Source organism: Sphingomonas sp. SUN039 (assembly GCF_024758725.1).
Lineage (GTDB): Bacteria > Pseudomonadota > Alphaproteobacteria > Sphingomonadales > Sphingomonadaceae > Sphingomonas_O.
On sequence record NZ_CP096972.1, the window covers coordinates 628,451 to 644,461 of the forward strand.

Annotated in this window: 17 protein-coding genes; all 17 read left to right on the top strand. The window is 63.2% G+C overall.

Annotated features, from left to right (window positions below; translation table 11 throughout):
• Window positions 1-34: 34 nt before the first annotated feature.
• Window positions 35-412: an NADH-quinone oxidoreductase subunit A gene (locus M0209_RS03125; RefSeq protein WP_258886848.1), complete on the top strand. Its 378-nt coding sequence runs from the start codon at window positions 35-37 to the stop codon at window positions 410-412.
• Window positions 403-951: a NuoB/complex I 20 kDa subunit family protein gene (locus tag M0209_RS03130; RefSeq protein ID WP_408988174.1), complete on the top strand. Its 549-nt coding sequence runs from the start codon at window positions 403-405 to the stop codon at window positions 949-951. The genes M0209_RS03125 and M0209_RS03130 overlap by 10 nt, the downstream gene beginning before the upstream one ends.
• A complete protein-coding gene (locus M0209_RS03135; protein ID WP_258886849.1) occupies window positions 951-1,760 on the top strand; it encodes an NADH-quinone oxidoreductase subunit C in 810 nt (269 codons plus the stop codon). Before M0209_RS03130 ends, M0209_RS03135 begins: the two co-directional genes overlap by 1 nt.
• Window positions 1,760-3,016, top strand: a complete 1,257-nt coding sequence (locus tag M0209_RS03140) for an NADH-quinone oxidoreductase subunit D (protein ID WP_258886850.1) — start codon at window positions 1,760-1,762, stop codon at window positions 3,014-3,016. The genes M0209_RS03135 and M0209_RS03140 overlap by 1 nt, the downstream gene beginning before the upstream one ends.
• Complete coding sequence (locus M0209_RS03145; protein ID WP_258886851.1) at window positions 3,013-3,267, top strand: hypothetical protein; 255 nt, start codon at window positions 3,013-3,015, stop codon at window positions 3,265-3,267. Before M0209_RS03140 ends, M0209_RS03145 begins: the two co-directional genes overlap by 4 nt.
• Window positions 3,260-3,919 carry an NAD(P)H-dependent oxidoreductase subunit E gene (locus M0209_RS03150; protein ID WP_258886852.1) on the top strand — a complete coding sequence of 220 codons (660 nt, stop codon included), beginning with the start codon at window positions 3,260-3,262 and terminating at the stop codon, window positions 3,917-3,919. Before M0209_RS03145 ends, M0209_RS03150 begins: the two co-directional genes overlap by 8 nt.
• Window positions 3,916-4,128 carry a hypothetical protein gene (locus M0209_RS03155; RefSeq protein ID WP_258886853.1) on the top strand — a complete coding sequence of 71 codons (213 nt, stop codon included), beginning with the start codon at window positions 3,916-3,918 and terminating at the stop codon, window positions 4,126-4,128. Before M0209_RS03150 ends, M0209_RS03155 begins: the two co-directional genes overlap by 4 nt.
• The gene (gene nuoF / locus M0209_RS03160; RefSeq protein ID WP_258886854.1) at window positions 4,118-5,413 is read left to right on the top strand and encodes an NADH-quinone oxidoreductase subunit NuoF; all 1,296 of its coding nucleotides are present in this window, start codon (window positions 4,118-4,120) and stop codon (window positions 5,411-5,413) included. The genes M0209_RS03155 and nuoF overlap by 11 nt, the downstream gene beginning before the upstream one ends.
• Complete coding sequence (locus M0209_RS03165; RefSeq protein ID WP_258886855.1) at window positions 5,410-6,093, top strand: hypothetical protein; 684 nt, start codon at window positions 5,410-5,412, stop codon at window positions 6,091-6,093. The genes nuoF and M0209_RS03165 overlap by 4 nt, the downstream gene beginning before the upstream one ends.
• Window positions 6,094-6,117: 24 nt before the next feature.
• The gene (nuoG, locus tag M0209_RS03170) at window positions 6,118-8,124 is read left to right on the top strand and encodes an NADH-quinone oxidoreductase subunit NuoG (protein WP_258886856.1); all 2,007 of its coding nucleotides are present in this window, start codon (window positions 6,118-6,120) and stop codon (window positions 8,122-8,124) included.
• 193 nt (window positions 8,125-8,317) lie between these two features.
• Complete coding sequence (gene nuoH, locus M0209_RS03175; protein ID WP_258886857.1) at window positions 8,318-9,457, top strand: NADH-quinone oxidoreductase subunit NuoH; 1,140 nt, start codon at window positions 8,318-8,320, stop codon at window positions 9,455-9,457.
• Complete coding sequence (nuoI, locus tag M0209_RS03180) at window positions 9,454-9,939, top strand: NADH-quinone oxidoreductase subunit NuoI (protein ID WP_258886858.1); 486 nt, start codon at window positions 9,454-9,456, stop codon at window positions 9,937-9,939. Before nuoH ends, nuoI begins: the two co-directional genes overlap by 4 nt.
• A gap of 12 nt (window positions 9,940-9,951) precedes the next feature.
• Window positions 9,952-10,566, top strand: a complete 615-nt coding sequence (locus tag M0209_RS03185; RefSeq protein WP_258886859.1) for an NADH-quinone oxidoreductase subunit J — start codon at window positions 9,952-9,954, stop codon at window positions 10,564-10,566.
• A 124-nt stretch (window positions 10,567-10,690) separates the two neighbouring features.
• Complete coding sequence (nuoK, locus tag M0209_RS03190) at window positions 10,691-10,996, top strand: NADH-quinone oxidoreductase subunit NuoK (protein ID WP_258886860.1); 306 nt, start codon at window positions 10,691-10,693, stop codon at window positions 10,994-10,996.
• A gap of 22 nt (window positions 10,997-11,018) precedes the next feature.
• Window positions 11,019-13,034 (top strand): NADH-quinone oxidoreductase subunit L, encoded by a 2,016-nt coding sequence (gene nuoL / locus M0209_RS03195; RefSeq protein ID WP_258889549.1) that lies wholly within the window; start codon window positions 11,019-11,021, stop codon window positions 13,032-13,034.
• The gene (locus M0209_RS03200; protein ID WP_258886861.1) at window positions 13,031-14,575 is read left to right on the top strand and encodes an NADH-quinone oxidoreductase subunit M; all 1,545 of its coding nucleotides are present in this window, start codon (window positions 13,031-13,033) and stop codon (window positions 14,573-14,575) included. The genes nuoL and M0209_RS03200 overlap by 4 nt, the downstream gene beginning before the upstream one ends.
• Complete coding sequence (gene nuoN / locus M0209_RS03205; protein ID WP_258886862.1) at window positions 14,575-16,008, top strand: NADH-quinone oxidoreductase subunit NuoN; 1,434 nt, start codon at window positions 14,575-14,577, stop codon at window positions 16,006-16,008. Before M0209_RS03200 ends, nuoN begins: the two co-directional genes overlap by 1 nt.
• The last annotated feature ends 3 nt before the right edge of the window (window positions 16,009-16,011 follow it).

The window sequence follows — 16,011 nt, forward strand, 5'->3', positions numbered from 1 at the left end:
CGGGCACGCGCGCCTGCCGTTCGGAGTCGTGTGCATGACGCAAGTCGCGGCGGGTTACCTGCCGATCCTGCTGTTCCTCGCCATTGCGCTGGCGATCAGCTGTGTCTTCGTGTTCGGGCCGATGGTCGCGCAGCGCTTTACCGGCGCGTACAATCCGACCCCCGAAAAACTCAGCGAATATGAATGCGGCTTCCCCGCGTTCGAGGACAGCCGCGCACAATATGACGTGCGCTTTTACCTCGTCGCCATCCTGTTCATCGTCTTCGATCTGGAGGCGGCATTTCTTTATCCCTGGGCGGTCAGTCTTCAGCACAGCGGCTGGACCGGCTGGACCGCGATGATGGTGTTCCTCGCCGAGCTTGCGCTGGGCCTGGCTTATGCGTGGAAGAAGGGGGCGCTGGAGTGGGAGTAGAACTGGCCCGCAGCGCCGCCGCCGAGGGGCGGCTAATCATGCCGAGCGATCCGCTGTTCGCCGACATGCAGAGCGAACTCGACAACAAGGGCTTCCTCGTCGCGTCGACCGAGGATCTGTTCCATTGGGCGCGCACCGGTTCGCTGTGGTGGATGACGTTCGGGCTGGCGTGCTGCGCGGTCGAAATGATCCACGTCAACATGCCGCGTTACGACCTCGAACGCTTCGGCGTGGCGCCGCGCGCCAGTCCGCGCCAGAGCGACGTGATGATCGTCGCGGGAACGCTCTGCAACAAAATGGCTCCGGCGCTCCGCAAGGTGTACGACCAGATGTCGGACCCGAAATACGTTATCTCGATGGGGTCGTGTGCCAACGGCGGCGGCTATTACCACTATAGCTACAGCGTCGTGCGCGGCTGCGACCGGATCGTGCCGGTGGATATCTATGTGCCCGGGTGCCCGCCGACGGCCGAAGCGCTGTTGTACGGGATCATGCAGCTACAGCGGAAAATCCGCCGCGTCGGGACGATCGAACGCTAATGGGACATCCCGCGCCCGCTTATGCCGCCAATGACGGCGCGATCGATCTTGCCCGCAAGCTTTGCGGCAAGGCGGTGCTCGATGCGTGGGACAAGGTCGGCGAGGTTACGTTGCTTGTCGCACGCGATGGCCTCGTCGCCGCCATGACTGCGTTGCGCGATGCCGGTTACCAGCAGTTGATGGAAATCGCGGGCGTCGATTACCCCGAGCGGCCTGAGCGGTTCGAGGTGGTCTATCACCTGCTCAGCGTGACCAAGAACCACCGCATCCGCGTCAAGGTGACAACCGATGAGGTAAAGCCGGTGCCAAGCGTCACCGGCATCTGGCCGGTCGCCGGGTGGCTCGAGCGCGAGGTGTTCGACATGTACGGCGTGCTGTTCAGCGGCAATGCCGACCTGCGGCGCATCCTCACCGATTACGGTTTCGTGGGACATCCGCAGCGCAAGGATTTCCCGCTGACCGGCTTCACCGAACTGCGCTGGTCCGAAGAAGCCAAGCGCGTGGTCAGCGAACCGGTACGGTTGGCGCAGGATTTCCGCACCTTCGATTTCCTGTCGCCGTGGGAAGGTGCCGAATACGCGCTGCCGGGCGACGAGAAGGCGGCACTGCCCGAAGCCAAGGGCGCGCCGTCGCCTGTGACGGCGGATCAGGTGAAAAAGGCCGATGCCGCCGCGACCCCCGCCAAGGCGCCGCCGCCCAAGCCCAAGGTCACCGAAAAAGTCGGCGACAGCGGTGCGGATGCGAAGACAGTCGCCGCCGCCAAGCCGCGCGCCCCGCGTAAACCGCGTGCGCCGAAGGGAGCCGCGTAATGGCTGAGGTTCTCGAAGACGCCATCTCGACGCGGCGCATCGTAACGGTCGGCAATCAGGCGGGAAGCGAAACCCCCGGTGACACCGCGATCGACAATTATACGATCAATTTCGGGCCGCAGCATCCCGCCGCGCACGGCGTGCTGCGCCTTGTCATGGAGCTCGACGGGGAGATCGTCGAGCGCTGCGATCCGCATATCGGACTGCTTCATCGCGGCACCGAAAAGCTGATCGAGTATAAGACCTATTTGCAGGCGCTGCCCTATTTCGACCGGCTCGATTATTGCTCGCCGCTCTGCATGGAGCACAGCTATGTGCTGGCGATCGAGAAACTGCTCGATCTGGAAGTTCCGCTGCGTGCCCAATACCTTCGCGTCTTCTTTGCAGAACTGACGCGAATATCGAACCACATGCTGAATCTCGGTTCGCACGTCATGGATGTCGGCGCGATGACGCCGAATTTGTGGATGTTCGAGGTGCGCGAGGATTGCCTGAACTTCTTCGAACGCGCGTCGGGCGCGCGCATGCACAGCGCCTATTTCCGGCCCGGCGGCGTGCATCAGGACGTGCCGCTGAAGCTGCTGACCGACATCGCCGACTGGCTCGACACGCGGCTGCCGCGCCTGTTCGAGGATGCGATTTCGCTCGTCGCCGACAACCGCATTTTCAAACAGCGCAACGTCGATATCGGCGTGGTGACGAAGGACGATGCGCTGCGTTGGGGCTTTTCCGGCCCGATGATCCGGGGCAGCGGCATCGCCTGGGATTTGCGGAAATCGCAGCCCTATGACGTCTATGCCAAGGTCGATTTCGACGTGCCCGTCGGCACGCGCGGCGATTGCTACGACCGGTTCATGTGCCGCGTCGAGGAAGTCCGCCAGTCGGCGCGCATCATGAAGCAATGCCTGCAGGACATGCCCGAGGGGCCGATCCTGACCGACGACCGCAAGGTCGCGCCGCCCAAGCGCGCCGAAATGAAGACGTCGATGGAAGCGATGATCCATCACTTCAAACTCTACACCGAAGGCTTCCACGTCCCCGCCGGCGAAGTCTATGTCGCGACCGAAAGCCCCAAGGGCGAATTCGGCGTCTACCTGGTCGCCGATGGCACCAACAAGCCGTATCGCTGCAAGATCCGCCCGACCGCGTTCAGCCATTTGCAGGCGATGGACTTCATGATGAAGGGCCACATGCTTGCGGATACGACGGCGGTGCTCGGCGCGATGGATATCGTGTTCGGGGAGTGCGACCGGTGAGCCAGGGAAGCAACTGGGTTTCCTCGCAGGAGGCGCGAAGCGCGAAGCGGAAGCAGATGCTTTTCGTTTGCGCCTTTGCTCTCTTTGCTCTGGTTTCCGGTGCAGACGTTGCTAGAAATTTTAGTCAACTGACCGCCCAATTGGGTTTGACTTGGGACGGCGTTGTAGCCGTCGCAAAGTTGATCAATCCAATGATGTTCGGTGCGTTGGCTTTGATGCACCTCAGATCAAATGACGGCGCTGATGGCTGACGCACCCCACATCCCCGACGAGGCCGAAACCGGCAGCTTTGCTTGGACGCCCGCGAACGCCACCAAGGCCGCCGAGATCATCGCGCGCTATCCCGCCGGTCGCCAGCAATCGGCGGTGATGCCGCTGCTCGACCTCGCCCAGCGGCAGGTCGGCGCGGAGACGACCACGCAGGGGTGGCTACCCGTGCCGGTGATCGAGTTCGTCGCCGCGCAGCTCGGCATGCCCTATATGCGCGCGTACGAAGTTGTGACCTTCTACACGATGTACAACATGGCCCCGGTCGGGCAGTTCCATGTGCAGGTTTGCGGCACGACGCCGTGCATGTTGCGTGGGTCGGACGATGTGATGGCGGCGTGCCAGAACAAGGGGCTGTCGAAGGGTAAGACGACGCCCGACGGGCTGTTCACGCTGACCGAGGTCGAATGCATGGGCAATTGTTCGTCGGCGCCGATGGTGCAGATCAACGACGACAATTACGAGGACCTCGACTACGACCGCATGACCGCGATCCTAGACGCACTGGCGGCGGGTGAGACGCCCAAGACGGGGACGCACGAACCGGGGCGGCACACGGTCGAGCCGCTCGGCGGGCCGACGACGCTCGTCGAAATGGTCGCGGCTAACCACGATTACCGTAAGGAATGGGCATGACCCTCTTCGCCGCGCCAGCGGCTTTCACCCCTTCTTCCTTTGCGCCTTCCTTCTTCTTTGCGCCTTTGCGTGAAACATTGTCCCCCTGCCGCAACGAGGCCAGTGCGGCGATGGAGAGACGTTGTTTCACGCAAAGGCGCGAAGAAGAAAGGGAAGGCGCTAAGAAGGATTCGGGCCTGCGGCGCTTGGAGGTGGTTTGTGCTCGCTGACAAGGACCGCATTTTCACCAACCTCTATGGCTTCCAGCCGTGGTCGCTCGACGCCGCGATGGCGCGTGGTGACTGGAGCGATACCAAGGCGCTGATGGCGGCCGGGCAGGACGCGATCATCGACAGCATCAAGACGAGCGGATTGCGCGGGCGCGGCGGGGCGGGGTTCCCGACGGGGATGAAGTGGAGCTTCATGCCCAAGGAACCCAAGCCCGACCGGCCCAACTTCCTCGTCATCAACGCCGACGAGTCCGAGCCCGGCAGTTGCAAGGACCGCGAGATTATCCGCCACGATCCGCACAAGCTGATCGAAGGCGCGCTGATCGCCGGTTACGCGATGCGCGCGCGCGCTGCGTATATCTACATTCGCGGCGAATATATCCGCGAGGCCGAGACGCTGTTTGCGGCGGTTGCTGAGGCCTATGCCAAGGGGCTGCTCGGCAAGAACGCGGCGAAATCGGGCTATGATTTCGATGTATTCGTCCACCGGGGCGCGGGCGCGTATATCTGCGGCGAAGAGACCGCGATGCTCGAAAGCCTCGAGGGCAAAAAGGGCCAGCCGCGCCTGAAGCCGCCGTTCCCGGCTGGTGCGGGCCTCTATGGCTGCCCGACGACGGTCAACAATGTCGAAAGCATTGCCGTCGTGCCCACAATCCTGCGGCGCGGACCTGCTTGGTTCGCCGGGATCGGCACGCCGAAGAACGAAGGCACCAAGCTCTTCCAGATTTCGGGCCATGTCGAGCGGCCCTGCGTGGTCGAGGAAGCGATGAGCATCCCGTTCCGCGAACTGATCGACAAGCATTGCGGTGGCATTCGCGGTGGGTGGGACAATCTGCTCGCGGTCATTCCCGGCGGCTCGTCGGTGCCGCTTGTCCCCGCCGCGCAGATCATCGACGCGCCGATGGACTTCGACGGGCTGAAGGCGCTCGGCTCGGGCCTTGGAACCGCTGCGGTTATCGTGATGGATAAATCGACCGACATCGTCCGCGCCATTTCGCGGCTGTCTTACTTCTACAAGCACGAAAGCTGCGGCCAGTGCACCCCGTGCCGCGAAGGCACCGGCTGGATGTGGCGGATGATGGAGCGCCTGCGCGTCGGCGACGGCGAAATCGCCGATATCGACATGTTGCACGAAGTGACCAAACAGGTCGAAGGCCACACCATCTGCGCGCTGGGCGACGCGGCGGCCTGGCCGATCCAGGGCCTGATCCGCCATTTCCGCCCCGAACTCGAACGCCGTATGGCGGAGCGCAACGCCCCGCCGATGCTGGAGGCTGCCGAATGAAACCGCTTCTCGCGCTGCTCGCTTGCGTCACCCTCGTCACGCCTGCACTGGCGCAGGAAACCGGCTCGCTGATCCAGAAGCGCCGCGCCGCGCAGATCGATTCGACCTCACCTGCAGGCGCGCGCAATACGATGTTCCAGTTCGCACAGTGCATCGTGTCGCGCGACAAGGGACGGGTTGCGCGGATGCTCGAACTGCCCGTGGACAATGCCGAATACCGCCGGATCGCCAACAAGCTGTTCGACACGACCGACGACGAATGCCTGAGCGATGGCGGGCTGGCGTTCAATTCGACGTTATTCGCCGGTGCAGTGTTCGAGGCGTTGTACATCCGCGACTATAAATACGGCGGGCCGACCAGCTTCGCGCCCGAACTGAAGACAAACTATGTCGCGCTCTACCCGACGCCTTTGTCGCCCGTAGCGCGGCAAGCGCTGACGCTCGAGCAATTCGGCGAGTGCATTGCGCGCGCCGAGCCTGTCGAAGCGCGCAAATTATTGCTGTCGCTACCCGGTTCGTCGACCGAGCGCGAACAGTTCGCGCTGCTCAACCCGCGCATCGGCGCGTGCGTTGTGCAGGGCTCGACCCTGACCATGTCCAAGGCCATCGTGCGCGGCGCACTGGCCGAGGGGATGTACCGGCTGTCGCTGGCGTCCGCCGGCGCGGGAGCAGCAAAGTGAAGTTCGGTTCCATGGAGCACGGAGATGCCTAAACTGACCGTCGACGGCATCGACGTCGAAGTCCCTGCGGGCGCGACCGTGCTGCAGGCTTGCGAGGCTGCGGGGAAGGAGATTCCGCGCTTCTGCTACCACGAGCGGCTGAGCATCGCGGGCAATTGCCGGATGTGCCTAGTCGAGGTCGCGCCGGGGCCGCCCAAGCCGCAGGCGTCGTGCGCGCTGCCCGCTGCCGAGGGGCAGATGGTCCGGACGGATTCGCCCATGGTGAAGAAGGCGCGCGAGGGGGTGATGGAGTTCCTGCTCATCAACCACCCGCTCGATTGCCCGATCTGCGATCAGGGCGGCGAATGCGATCTGCAGGACCAGAGCGTCGCCTATGGCAAGGGCAACAGCCGCTACGACGAGAACAAGCGCGCGGTCACCGAGAAATACATGGGGCCGATCGTCAAGACGGTGATGACGCGCTGCATCCAGTGCACGCGCTGCATCCGCTTTGCCGAAGAAGTCGCGGGTGTCGAGGACATCGGCGCGATCGGGCGCGGCGAGAATATGCAGATTACAACCTATCTGGAACATGCAATCCAGTCCGAACTGTCAGGCAACGTCGTCGATCTGTGTCCGGTGGGCGCGCTGACCAGCAAGCCCTATGCGTTCGAGGCGCGGCCGTGGGAGCTGAAAAAGACCCACAGCATCGACGTGATGGACGCGGTCGGCACCAACATCCGGCTCGACAGTCGCGGGCGGCAAGTGCTGCGCGCGTTGCCGCGCATCAACGAGGACGTGAACGAGGAATGGGCCTCGGATAAGACGCGCCATGCGGTCGACGGCCTTGTCAGGAAGCGGCTCGACCGGCCCTATGTGCGCGTGAACGGCAAGTTGCAGCCTGCGTCATGGGACGAAGCTTTCGCAGCGATCAAGGCGGTCGATGCGGGTAGCAGTGTTGCCGCTATTGCGGGGGACTTGGTCGACTGCGAGACCATGTATGCGGCGAAGGTGCTACTGCGGAACCTGGGGTCGTCGCTGCTCGAAGGGCGGCAAACGGGCCTGAAATACGATGTTTCTTCGCTGTCGGCGGTGAATTTCAACACCACCATATCGGGGATCGAGACGGCGGACGTCATCCTGCTGGTCGGCACGAATTTGCGCTGGGAAGCACCGCTGGTGAACACCCGCGTTCGGAAAGCGATCAAGCGCGGGGCCAGGGTTTTCGCCATCGGGCCGGAGACCGATCTTACTTATAAGGCGCACTGGCTTGGAAGCGACGTCGGCGCCCTGACCAAATTGCCGAAGGATTTGGCCGATGCTTTCGGTGCGGCGGAACGACCTGCGATTATCGTCGGCGGCGGGGCGCTAAAGATGGACGGTGTGCACGGCGCGGCACTCGCGCTGGCGGAGAAGTTCAATTTGGTGAGGGAAGGGTGGAACGGATTCAACGTCCTGCACTTCTCGGCGGCGCGGATGGGCGGGCTGATGCTCGGCTATGCCCAGCCCGACGGTATATCTGCACTGGTCGGAACCAGATTGGTGTTCGCGCTGGGCGCGGACGAGGTCGATTGGTCGGCGTTCGGCTCATCGTTCAAGGTGTACATCGGCCATCACGGCGATGCGGGCGCGCATGCTGCCGACGTGATCCTGCCGGGCGCTACCTATGCCGAAAAGGCGGGGACCTACGTCAATCTCGAAGGCCGCGTGCAGATGGCCGAACGCGCGGTGTTCGCGCCGGGCGATGCGCGCGAGGACTGGGCGATCCTGCGCGCGCTCAGCGACGTGCTGGGCGCGCGCCTGCCGTTCGACAGTTTCGAAGGGCTTCGCGCGGCAATGGCGGGCGAGGTCCCGGCGCTCGGCGTCGAGGGGCTGGCGGATTACGGCTGGTCGGCGCCGAAGCTGCCGTCGAAGCCGAAGGGCGAGATTACGGGCTATCCGATCAAGGATTTCTACCTGACCAACGCCATCTGCCGCGCGTCGCCGACGATGGCCGCGTGTTCGCGCGAGATTGTGCATGGCGAGACCGGGATGCTGGAGGCGGCGGAATGATCGTACGTGATCGTTTCCCCTCTCCCCTTGCGGGAGAGGGCAGGGAGAGGGGCCAGCCGCGTCTGCGGCTGAAAGACTCTTCGCCTCGCTCGACATCGCAAGATTTTTTGCGCCGCAGACGCGGCGTACCCCTCACCCCGCCGCGCTTCGCGCGTGTCGCCCTCTCCCGCAAGGGGAGAGGGGGAGGAGTGTCATGACCTGGACCGCCTGGGCGCAATCGCATCTCGGCTACACCGCAGGCTGGCTGGCGTTCAACATTGCGATGGTGTTGCTCATCGCGCTTCCCGTCATGCTTGCGGTCGCGATGATCATTTATGCCGACCGCAAGATCTGGGCGGCGATGGCACTTCGCAAGGGGCCGAATGTCGTCGGCCCGTTCGGCATCCTCCAGTCGTTTGCCGACGGACTGAAGGTGTTCCTGCAGGAAACGATCATCCCGTCGAGCGCGAACAAGGGGCTGTTCCTGCTCGCGCCGATCATCACCTTCACTGTGGCGCTGATCGTCTGGGCGGTCATCCCGTTCGATGCGGGGATGGCGCTCGCCGATATCAATGTCGGGCTGCTCTATATTCTCGCGGCGAGTTCGCTCGGCGTTTACGGGATCATGATGGCGGGTTGGTCGTCTAACTCGAAATACCCGTTTTACAGTGCGTTGCGCGCCGCTGCTCAAATGGTTTCGTATGAAGTCAGCATTGGCTTCGTGCTGATCTCGGTCGTGCTGTGGGCGGGCAGTTTCAACCTCTCGGTCATCGTCGAGCAGCAGCGTTCGCATCTGTGGATCACCAACGGCTTCGGCTTCAACCCGTTGTTCTTCCCGATGGCGGTGGTGTTCTTCATCAGCTCGCTGGCGGAAACCGCGCGCGCGCCGTTCGACCTGACCGAGGCCGAAAGCGAGCTCGTCGCGGGGTATCAGACCGAATATTCGTCGATGGCCTTCGCGCTGTTCTGGCTGGGCGAATACGCCAACGTCATCCTGATGTGCGCGCTCAACGCGATCCTGTTCTGGGGCGGCTATCTGCCGCCAGTCGACTGGGCACCGCTCTATGTGGTGCCGGGCATCCTGTGGCTGTTCCTCAAGATCCTTGTCTTCTTCTTCCTGTTCAGTTGGGTGAAGGCGACCGTCCCGCGTTACCGCTACGACCAGTTGATGCGGCTGGGCTGGAAAATCTTCCTGCCGCTGTCGCTGATTTGGGTGGTGCTGGTGAGCGGGTATCTGATGATCAACCGCTATAACTGCAGCGGTCCCGCCGAGCAGAAGTCCGGCAAGGGCTGGGTGACCCATGACGGCGAATCTGACCTTGGAAAATGCCCTGCCGTGAGTTTCAAACAATGAACGTCGCCCACCTCATCAAAACCTTCACCCTGTGGGAGTTCGTCAAGGCGCACGCGCTGACCTTGCGCTACTTCTTCAAGAAGAAGGCCACGATCAACTATCCGTTCGAGAAGAACCCGATTTCGCCGCGCTTCCGGGGCGAGCATGCGCTGCGCCGCTATCCGAACGGCGAGGAGCGCTGCATCGCGTGCAAGCTGTGCGAGGCGGTGTGTCCGGCGCAGGCGATCACCATCGAGGCCGAGCCGCGCGCCGACGGCAGCCGCCGCACGACGCGCTACGACATCGACATGACCAAGTGCATCTATTGCGGGCTGTGCCAGGAGGCGTGCCCGGTCGATGCCGTGGTCGAGGGGCCGAATTTCGAATTCGCGACCGAAACGCGCGAGGAGCTGATCTACGACAAGGCGAAACTGCTCGACAATGGCGACCGCTGGGAACGCGCGATTGCCGCGAACCTTGCCGCCGATGCCCCGTATCGCTAGGCGGCGCGCAGCGTGATTCAGACCCTTGCCTTCTACCTGTTCGCCAGCGTCGTCATCGCGTCGGCGGTGCTGACGATCAGCGCGCGCAACCCCGTGCATTCGGTGCTGTGGCTGATCCTCGCGTTTTTTAACGCGGCGGGGCTGATGCTGATCCTCGGCGCCGAGTTCATCGCGATGCTGCTGGTGATCGTCTATGTCGGCGCGGTCGCGGTGCTGTTCCTGTTCGTCGTGATGATGCTCGACATCGACTTTGCCGAGGCGCGTACAGGTTTCACGAAGTATCTGCCGTTCGGGCTGCTGGTCGCCGTCGTGCTGATCGCGGAGACCTTGTTTGCGACGGCCGCGTGGCAGGCGGGCCCGATCCAGCTCGCCAATCGCGCGGGCGTGACGCCGCAGGCCATGCCGAATATCGAGGCGCTGGGGGCGCTGATCTACACGAAATATGTCTATGTGTTCGAGGGCGCGGGCCTTGTGCTGCTCGTTGCGATGATCGGCGCGATCGTCCTGACCCACCGCGCGCGCGGCGGGGTGAAGGCGCAGAATATTTCGCGGCAGGTCCAGCGTCGCCCCGAAGACGCGGTGCGGATCGTCAAGGATCAGCCGGTCGGTGCGGGGGTGGAGCTGTGAGTCAGGTCCACTCTTCGCCGAGCGCCAGCGAGGTGCTCGTTCGAGCGTCAGCGAGAACCTTTGCAGCGTGCTTCTCGCTTCGCTCGAAGGGCCACCTCGCTACGCTCGGCGAGGAGCAAACCCTATGATCGGCCTCCACCATTATATCACCGTCAGCGCGATTCTGTTTGTGCTCGGCGTGCTGGGCATCTTCATCAACCGCAAGAACATCATCGTCATCCTGATGGCGATCGAGCTGATCCTTCTGTCGGTGAACATCAACCTCGTCGCATTCAGTGCCTTCCTCGGCGACCTCGTCGGACAGGTGTTCGCGATGTTCGTGCTGACGGTGGCGGCGGGCGAGGCGGCCATCGGGCTGGCCATCCTCGTCATCTATTTCCGCCGCGCCGCGACCATCGCGGTCGACGACGTCAACCGGATGCGGGGGTAAGCCGGTGACGCTCATCAAGCTCATGGTCTTCCTGCCTTTGCTCGCCGCGCTCGTGGCGGGCCTTGGCAACCGCGTGATCGGCACTGTCGCTGCCAAGGCCGTGACCACCGGCGCGCTGTTCGCCTCATGCGCGATCGCGTGGAGCATATTCGCACAGTACATGCACGGCGCGCCCGCGCAGGTCGTGCCGGTGCTCGACTGGATCCGCTCGGGTGACATGGTCGTCGACTGGTCGCTGCGCATCGACAGCCTGACCGCGGTCATGCTCGTCGTCATCACCAGCGTGTCGGCGCTCGTCCACCTGTATAGCTGGGGCTACATGGCCGAAGACCCAAGCCAGCCGCGCTTCTTCGCCTATCTCTCGCTGTTCACCTTCGCGATGCTGATGCTGGTGACGGCCGACAATCTCGTCCAGATGTTCTTCGGCTGGGAAGGGGTGGGCCTCGCGTCCTACCTGCTCATCGGCTTCTGGTATCACAAGCCCAGCGCGAACGCGGCCGCGATCAAGGCGTTCGTCGTCAATCGCGTCGGGGACTTCGGTTTTTCGCTCGGGATATTCGGGACGTTCCTGGTGTTCGGCACGGTGTCGATCCCGGCGATCCTCGAAGCCGCACCCGGCATGGCAGGGAGCAGCATCGGCTTCCTCGGGATGCGCGTCGATACGATGACGTTGCTGTGCCTGCTGCTGTTCGTCGGCGCGATGGGCAAGTCGGCGCAGCTCGGGCTACACACCTGGCTACCCGATGCGATGGAGGGGCCGACGCCCGTCTCCGCGCTAATCCATGCCGCGACGATGGTGACGGCAGGCGTGTTCATGGTGTGCCGCCTGTCGCCGATGTTCGTGACGTCGCCGACCGCAATGACCGTTGTCACCTATGTCGGTGCCGCAACCGCGCTGTTCGCCGCGACCGTCGGCACGACGCAAACCGATATCAAGCGCGTGATTGCATACTCAACATGTAGCCAGCTTGGTTATATGTTCTTCGCGGCGGGCGTCGGGCTGTTCGGCGGCGCGATGTTCCACCTGTTCACCCATGCGTTCTTCAAGGCGCTGCTGTTCCTCGGCGCGGGCAGCGTGATCCACGCGATGCACCATGAGCAGGACATGCGCTATTATGGCGGCCTGCGGAAGCACATCCCGCTGACCTTCTACGCGATGCTCGCGGGGACGCTGGCGATCACCGGCGTCGGTATCGCGGGGGTGTTCGGCTTTGCGGGTTTCTATTCGAAGGACGCGATCATCGAGGCGACATACGCCAGCAATACGCCGCACGGGACGGTCGCCTTTTGGGTCGCGGTGTTCGCGGCGCTGCTGACCAGCTTCTATTCGTGGCGGCTGATGTTCCTGACATTTTGGGGAAAACCGCGCTGGGCAGGCAGCGAGCATATCCAGCATGCGGCGCATGACGCGCATCACGGCCATGACGACCACCACGCGCCCGCCCATCACGACGCCAAGGTGGATGACGGCACCGCAGGATACCACCCGCACGAAAGCCCGTGGTCGATGCTGGTGCCGCTCGCGTTGCTGTCGGTCGGCGCGGTGTTCGCCGGGTACGTCTTCCACGGCATGTTCCTCGAAGCCGCAGAAGCGCCCGAGTTCTGGCGGGGTAGCGTCGCATTTAGCGAGCATCTGGCGCACGCGATGCACGAGGTGCCCGCGCTGGTGAAGCTGTCGGCGACCATCGTGATGCTGCTCGGCTTCGGCACGGCGTGGCTTGCCTATATCAAGTCGCCTGACATTCCAGCGCGGTTCGTCGCGTCGGCGGGCGGCCTTTACCGTTTCCTGCTCAACAAATGGTATTGGGATGAGCTGTACGACCGGTTGTTCGTGAAGCCCGCCTTCGCGTTCGGGCGCTTGTTCTGGAAGACCGGCGACGAAGGGACCATCGACCGTTTCGGCCCCAACGGCGCGGCCGCTGTTGTTGCAATGGGCAGCCGCGCGGCGGTCCGCTTCCAGTCGGGCTATCTCTACACATATGCGCTGGTGATGCTGCTCGGCCTCGCGGCGGCGGCAAGCTGGGTGATGACGCGGTGAGTTTTCCCATTCTCTCGGTCATGATCTTCCTGCCGCTGTTCGCCGCAGTCGTTTGCCTGTTCGTGTCCGCGAACACCGCGCGGTGGACCGCGCTCGGCACGACTTTGGTGCTCTTCGGTCTCGGCTGTCTGCTCTGGGTGAATTACGAACCCGGCGGCGCGCAGTGGCAGTTCACCGAATTTTCGCCGGTCTTCGGCCGTTTCGCCTGGGCGCTCGGCATCGACGGCATCGCGCTGATGCTGATCATGCTCAGCGTCTTCCTGATGCCCATCTGCATCGGCGCGTCATGGGAAGCGATCACCGACCGCGTCGGCGAATATATGGCGGCGTTCCTCCTGATGGAGGCGCTGATGATCGGCGTGTTCGCCGCGCAGGACATCTTCCTGTTCTACATCTTCTTCGAGGCCGGCCTGATCCCGATGTACCTGATCATCGGCATCTGGGGCGGGGCCAACCGCATCTATGCCGCGTATAAATTCTTCCTCTACACGCTGCTCGGCTCGGTCGTGATGCTCGTCGCGATGCTGTGGATGGTGCGCGAGGCGGGGACGACCGAAATCCCCGTGCTGATGCAATACGACTTCACGCCAGAGGCGCAGAAGTGGCTGTGGCTCGCCTTCTTCGCGTCGTTCGCGGTCAAGATGCCGATGTGGCCGGTGCACACCTGGCTGCCCGACGCGCACGTGCAGGCACCGACGGCGGGGTCGGTCATCCTTGCGGGCGTGCTGCTCAAAATGGGCGGCTACGGCTTCATCCGCTTCCTGCTGCCGATGTTTCCCGAAGGGACCGCCTATTGGTTCTGGCTCGTCATGGGCCTGTCGATGATCGCGGTTGTCTACACATCGCTCGTCGCGCTGGTGCAATCGGACATGAAAAAGCTGATTGCCTATTCATCCGTCGCGCACATGGCGTTCGTCACCATCGGCCTGATGGCGTTCAACCGGCAGGGGATCGAGGGCGCGATGCTCGTGATGCTCAGCCACGGGCTTGTCTCAGGCGCATTGTTCCTGTGCGTCGGCGTGATCTACGACCGGCTGCACACGCGCGAAATCGCACGCTACGGCGGCCTCGCCAACAATATGCCGAAATATGCGCTGTTCTTCATGGTCTTCACCATGGCGAGCGTCGGCCTGCCCGGCACGAGCGGGTTCGTGGGCGAATTCCTGAGCCTCGCCGGATCGTATCAGGCCAATAGCTGGGTCGCGTTCGTGATGACGACCGGCATCATCCTCGGCGCGGCCTATATGCTCTACCTCTACCGCCGCGTCGTGTTCGGCACGCTCGACAAGGACGATGTGAAGGCGATGCCCGACCTGTCCCTGCGCGAAATCGCGCTGCTCGCCCCGATTGTCGCTGCGGTGTTCTGGATGGGCGTGTATCCCGAGAGCTTCCTGAAACCGATGCGCGGCGATGTCGGCGCACTGCTCGCGCGGATCGAGCGGGCGAACCCGGGCGGCGATGCCAAGCTCGCCATGGGCGTGGCGAAACCGGCCGAGGCACATCACGGCGAAACGGCGGCACCCGCCGAGGGGCATCACTGATGGGCGCGAACCTGCTTTTCACGCTGCCTGAGTTGATCCTTAGCATGGGTGCAATTGTCCTCATGCTGGTCGCGGCATGGGGCGACGAGAAATCGACCAGTACGATCTCGATCATATCGGTGGCGCTGCTGGTCGCGGCCGGTTTTGCCGCCGCGATGCCGGTCACCGGCTATGGCATCGCGTTCGACGGGCTGTACCGCGCCGATGCTTTCTCGGCCTTTGCCAAATGCCTGATCTATCTGGCGACGGGCGTCTGCATCCTCATCGCCCCGCGCTTCTTCGCGATGGAGAAGTTGAAGCCCGAATATCCGGTACTGATCCTGCTCGCGACGGCAGGCGCGGGGATGATGGTGTCGGCGACCGACCTGATCACGCTCTATGTCGGGCTCGAACTGCAATCGCTCGCGAGCTATGTCCTCGCCAGCTTCATGCGCCGCGACCAGCGCTCGGCCGAGGCGGGTCTCAAATATTTCGTGCTCGGCGCGCTCGCCAGCGGCATTCTGCTTTACGGCATGTCGCTCACCTACGGCTTCACCGGCACGACGGGTTATGCGGGGATTGCCAAGGCCTATGCAATGGGCGCAGCCGACAACTGGGGCCTGCTTTTCGGCCTCGTGTTCGTGTTCGCCGGGATCGCGTTCAAGATTTCGGCGGTCCCGTTCCACATGTGGACGCCCGACGTTTACGAAGGCGCGCCGACGCCAGTGACGACCCTGTTCGCCAGCGCGCAGAAAGTCGCAGCAATTGCGATGTTCGTCCGGATCGCGATGAGCGCCATGGGGTCGGCAACCGATGCGTGGCAGCAGATCGTCATTTTCGCGGCACTGGCCAGCATCGTACTGGGTGCGGCGGGTGCCATCGGCCAGACCAACATCAAGCGCCTGCTGGCCTATTCGTCGATCAACAACATCGGTTTCGCGCTCATCGGTTTCGCGGCGGGAACGCCCGAGGGCGCGGCATCGGTGCTGACCTATATGTCGATCTACATCGTCATGACGCTCGGCAGCTTCCTCTGCGTGTTGCAGATGCGCGATGCGAATGGCGAGCAGGTCGAGAGCATCTCCTCGCTCGCAGGCTTGTCGCGCACCAACGGCTGGCTCGCGGCGGCGCTGGCGATCTTCATGTTCTCGCTGGCGGGCATCCCGCCGCTGTTCGGCTTCTGGGCTAAGTTTGCGGTGTTCTCGGCTGCTATCAACGCCAACCTGTTGCTGCTCGCGCTGTTCGGGTTGTCGGCATCGGTGATTGGCGCGTTCTATTACATCAAGATCATCAAGATCATGTACTTCGATGATGCAGCGCCAGCATTTTCACCGCCTGCCAGCAAAATTGAGAACGCCCTGATCGCCGTATCGGCAGTCGTGATCGCCGGTGGCTATCCGCTGATCGGCTGGCTCGACGCGCTGACGAACAACGCGGCAAAGGCGCTGTTCTGACGA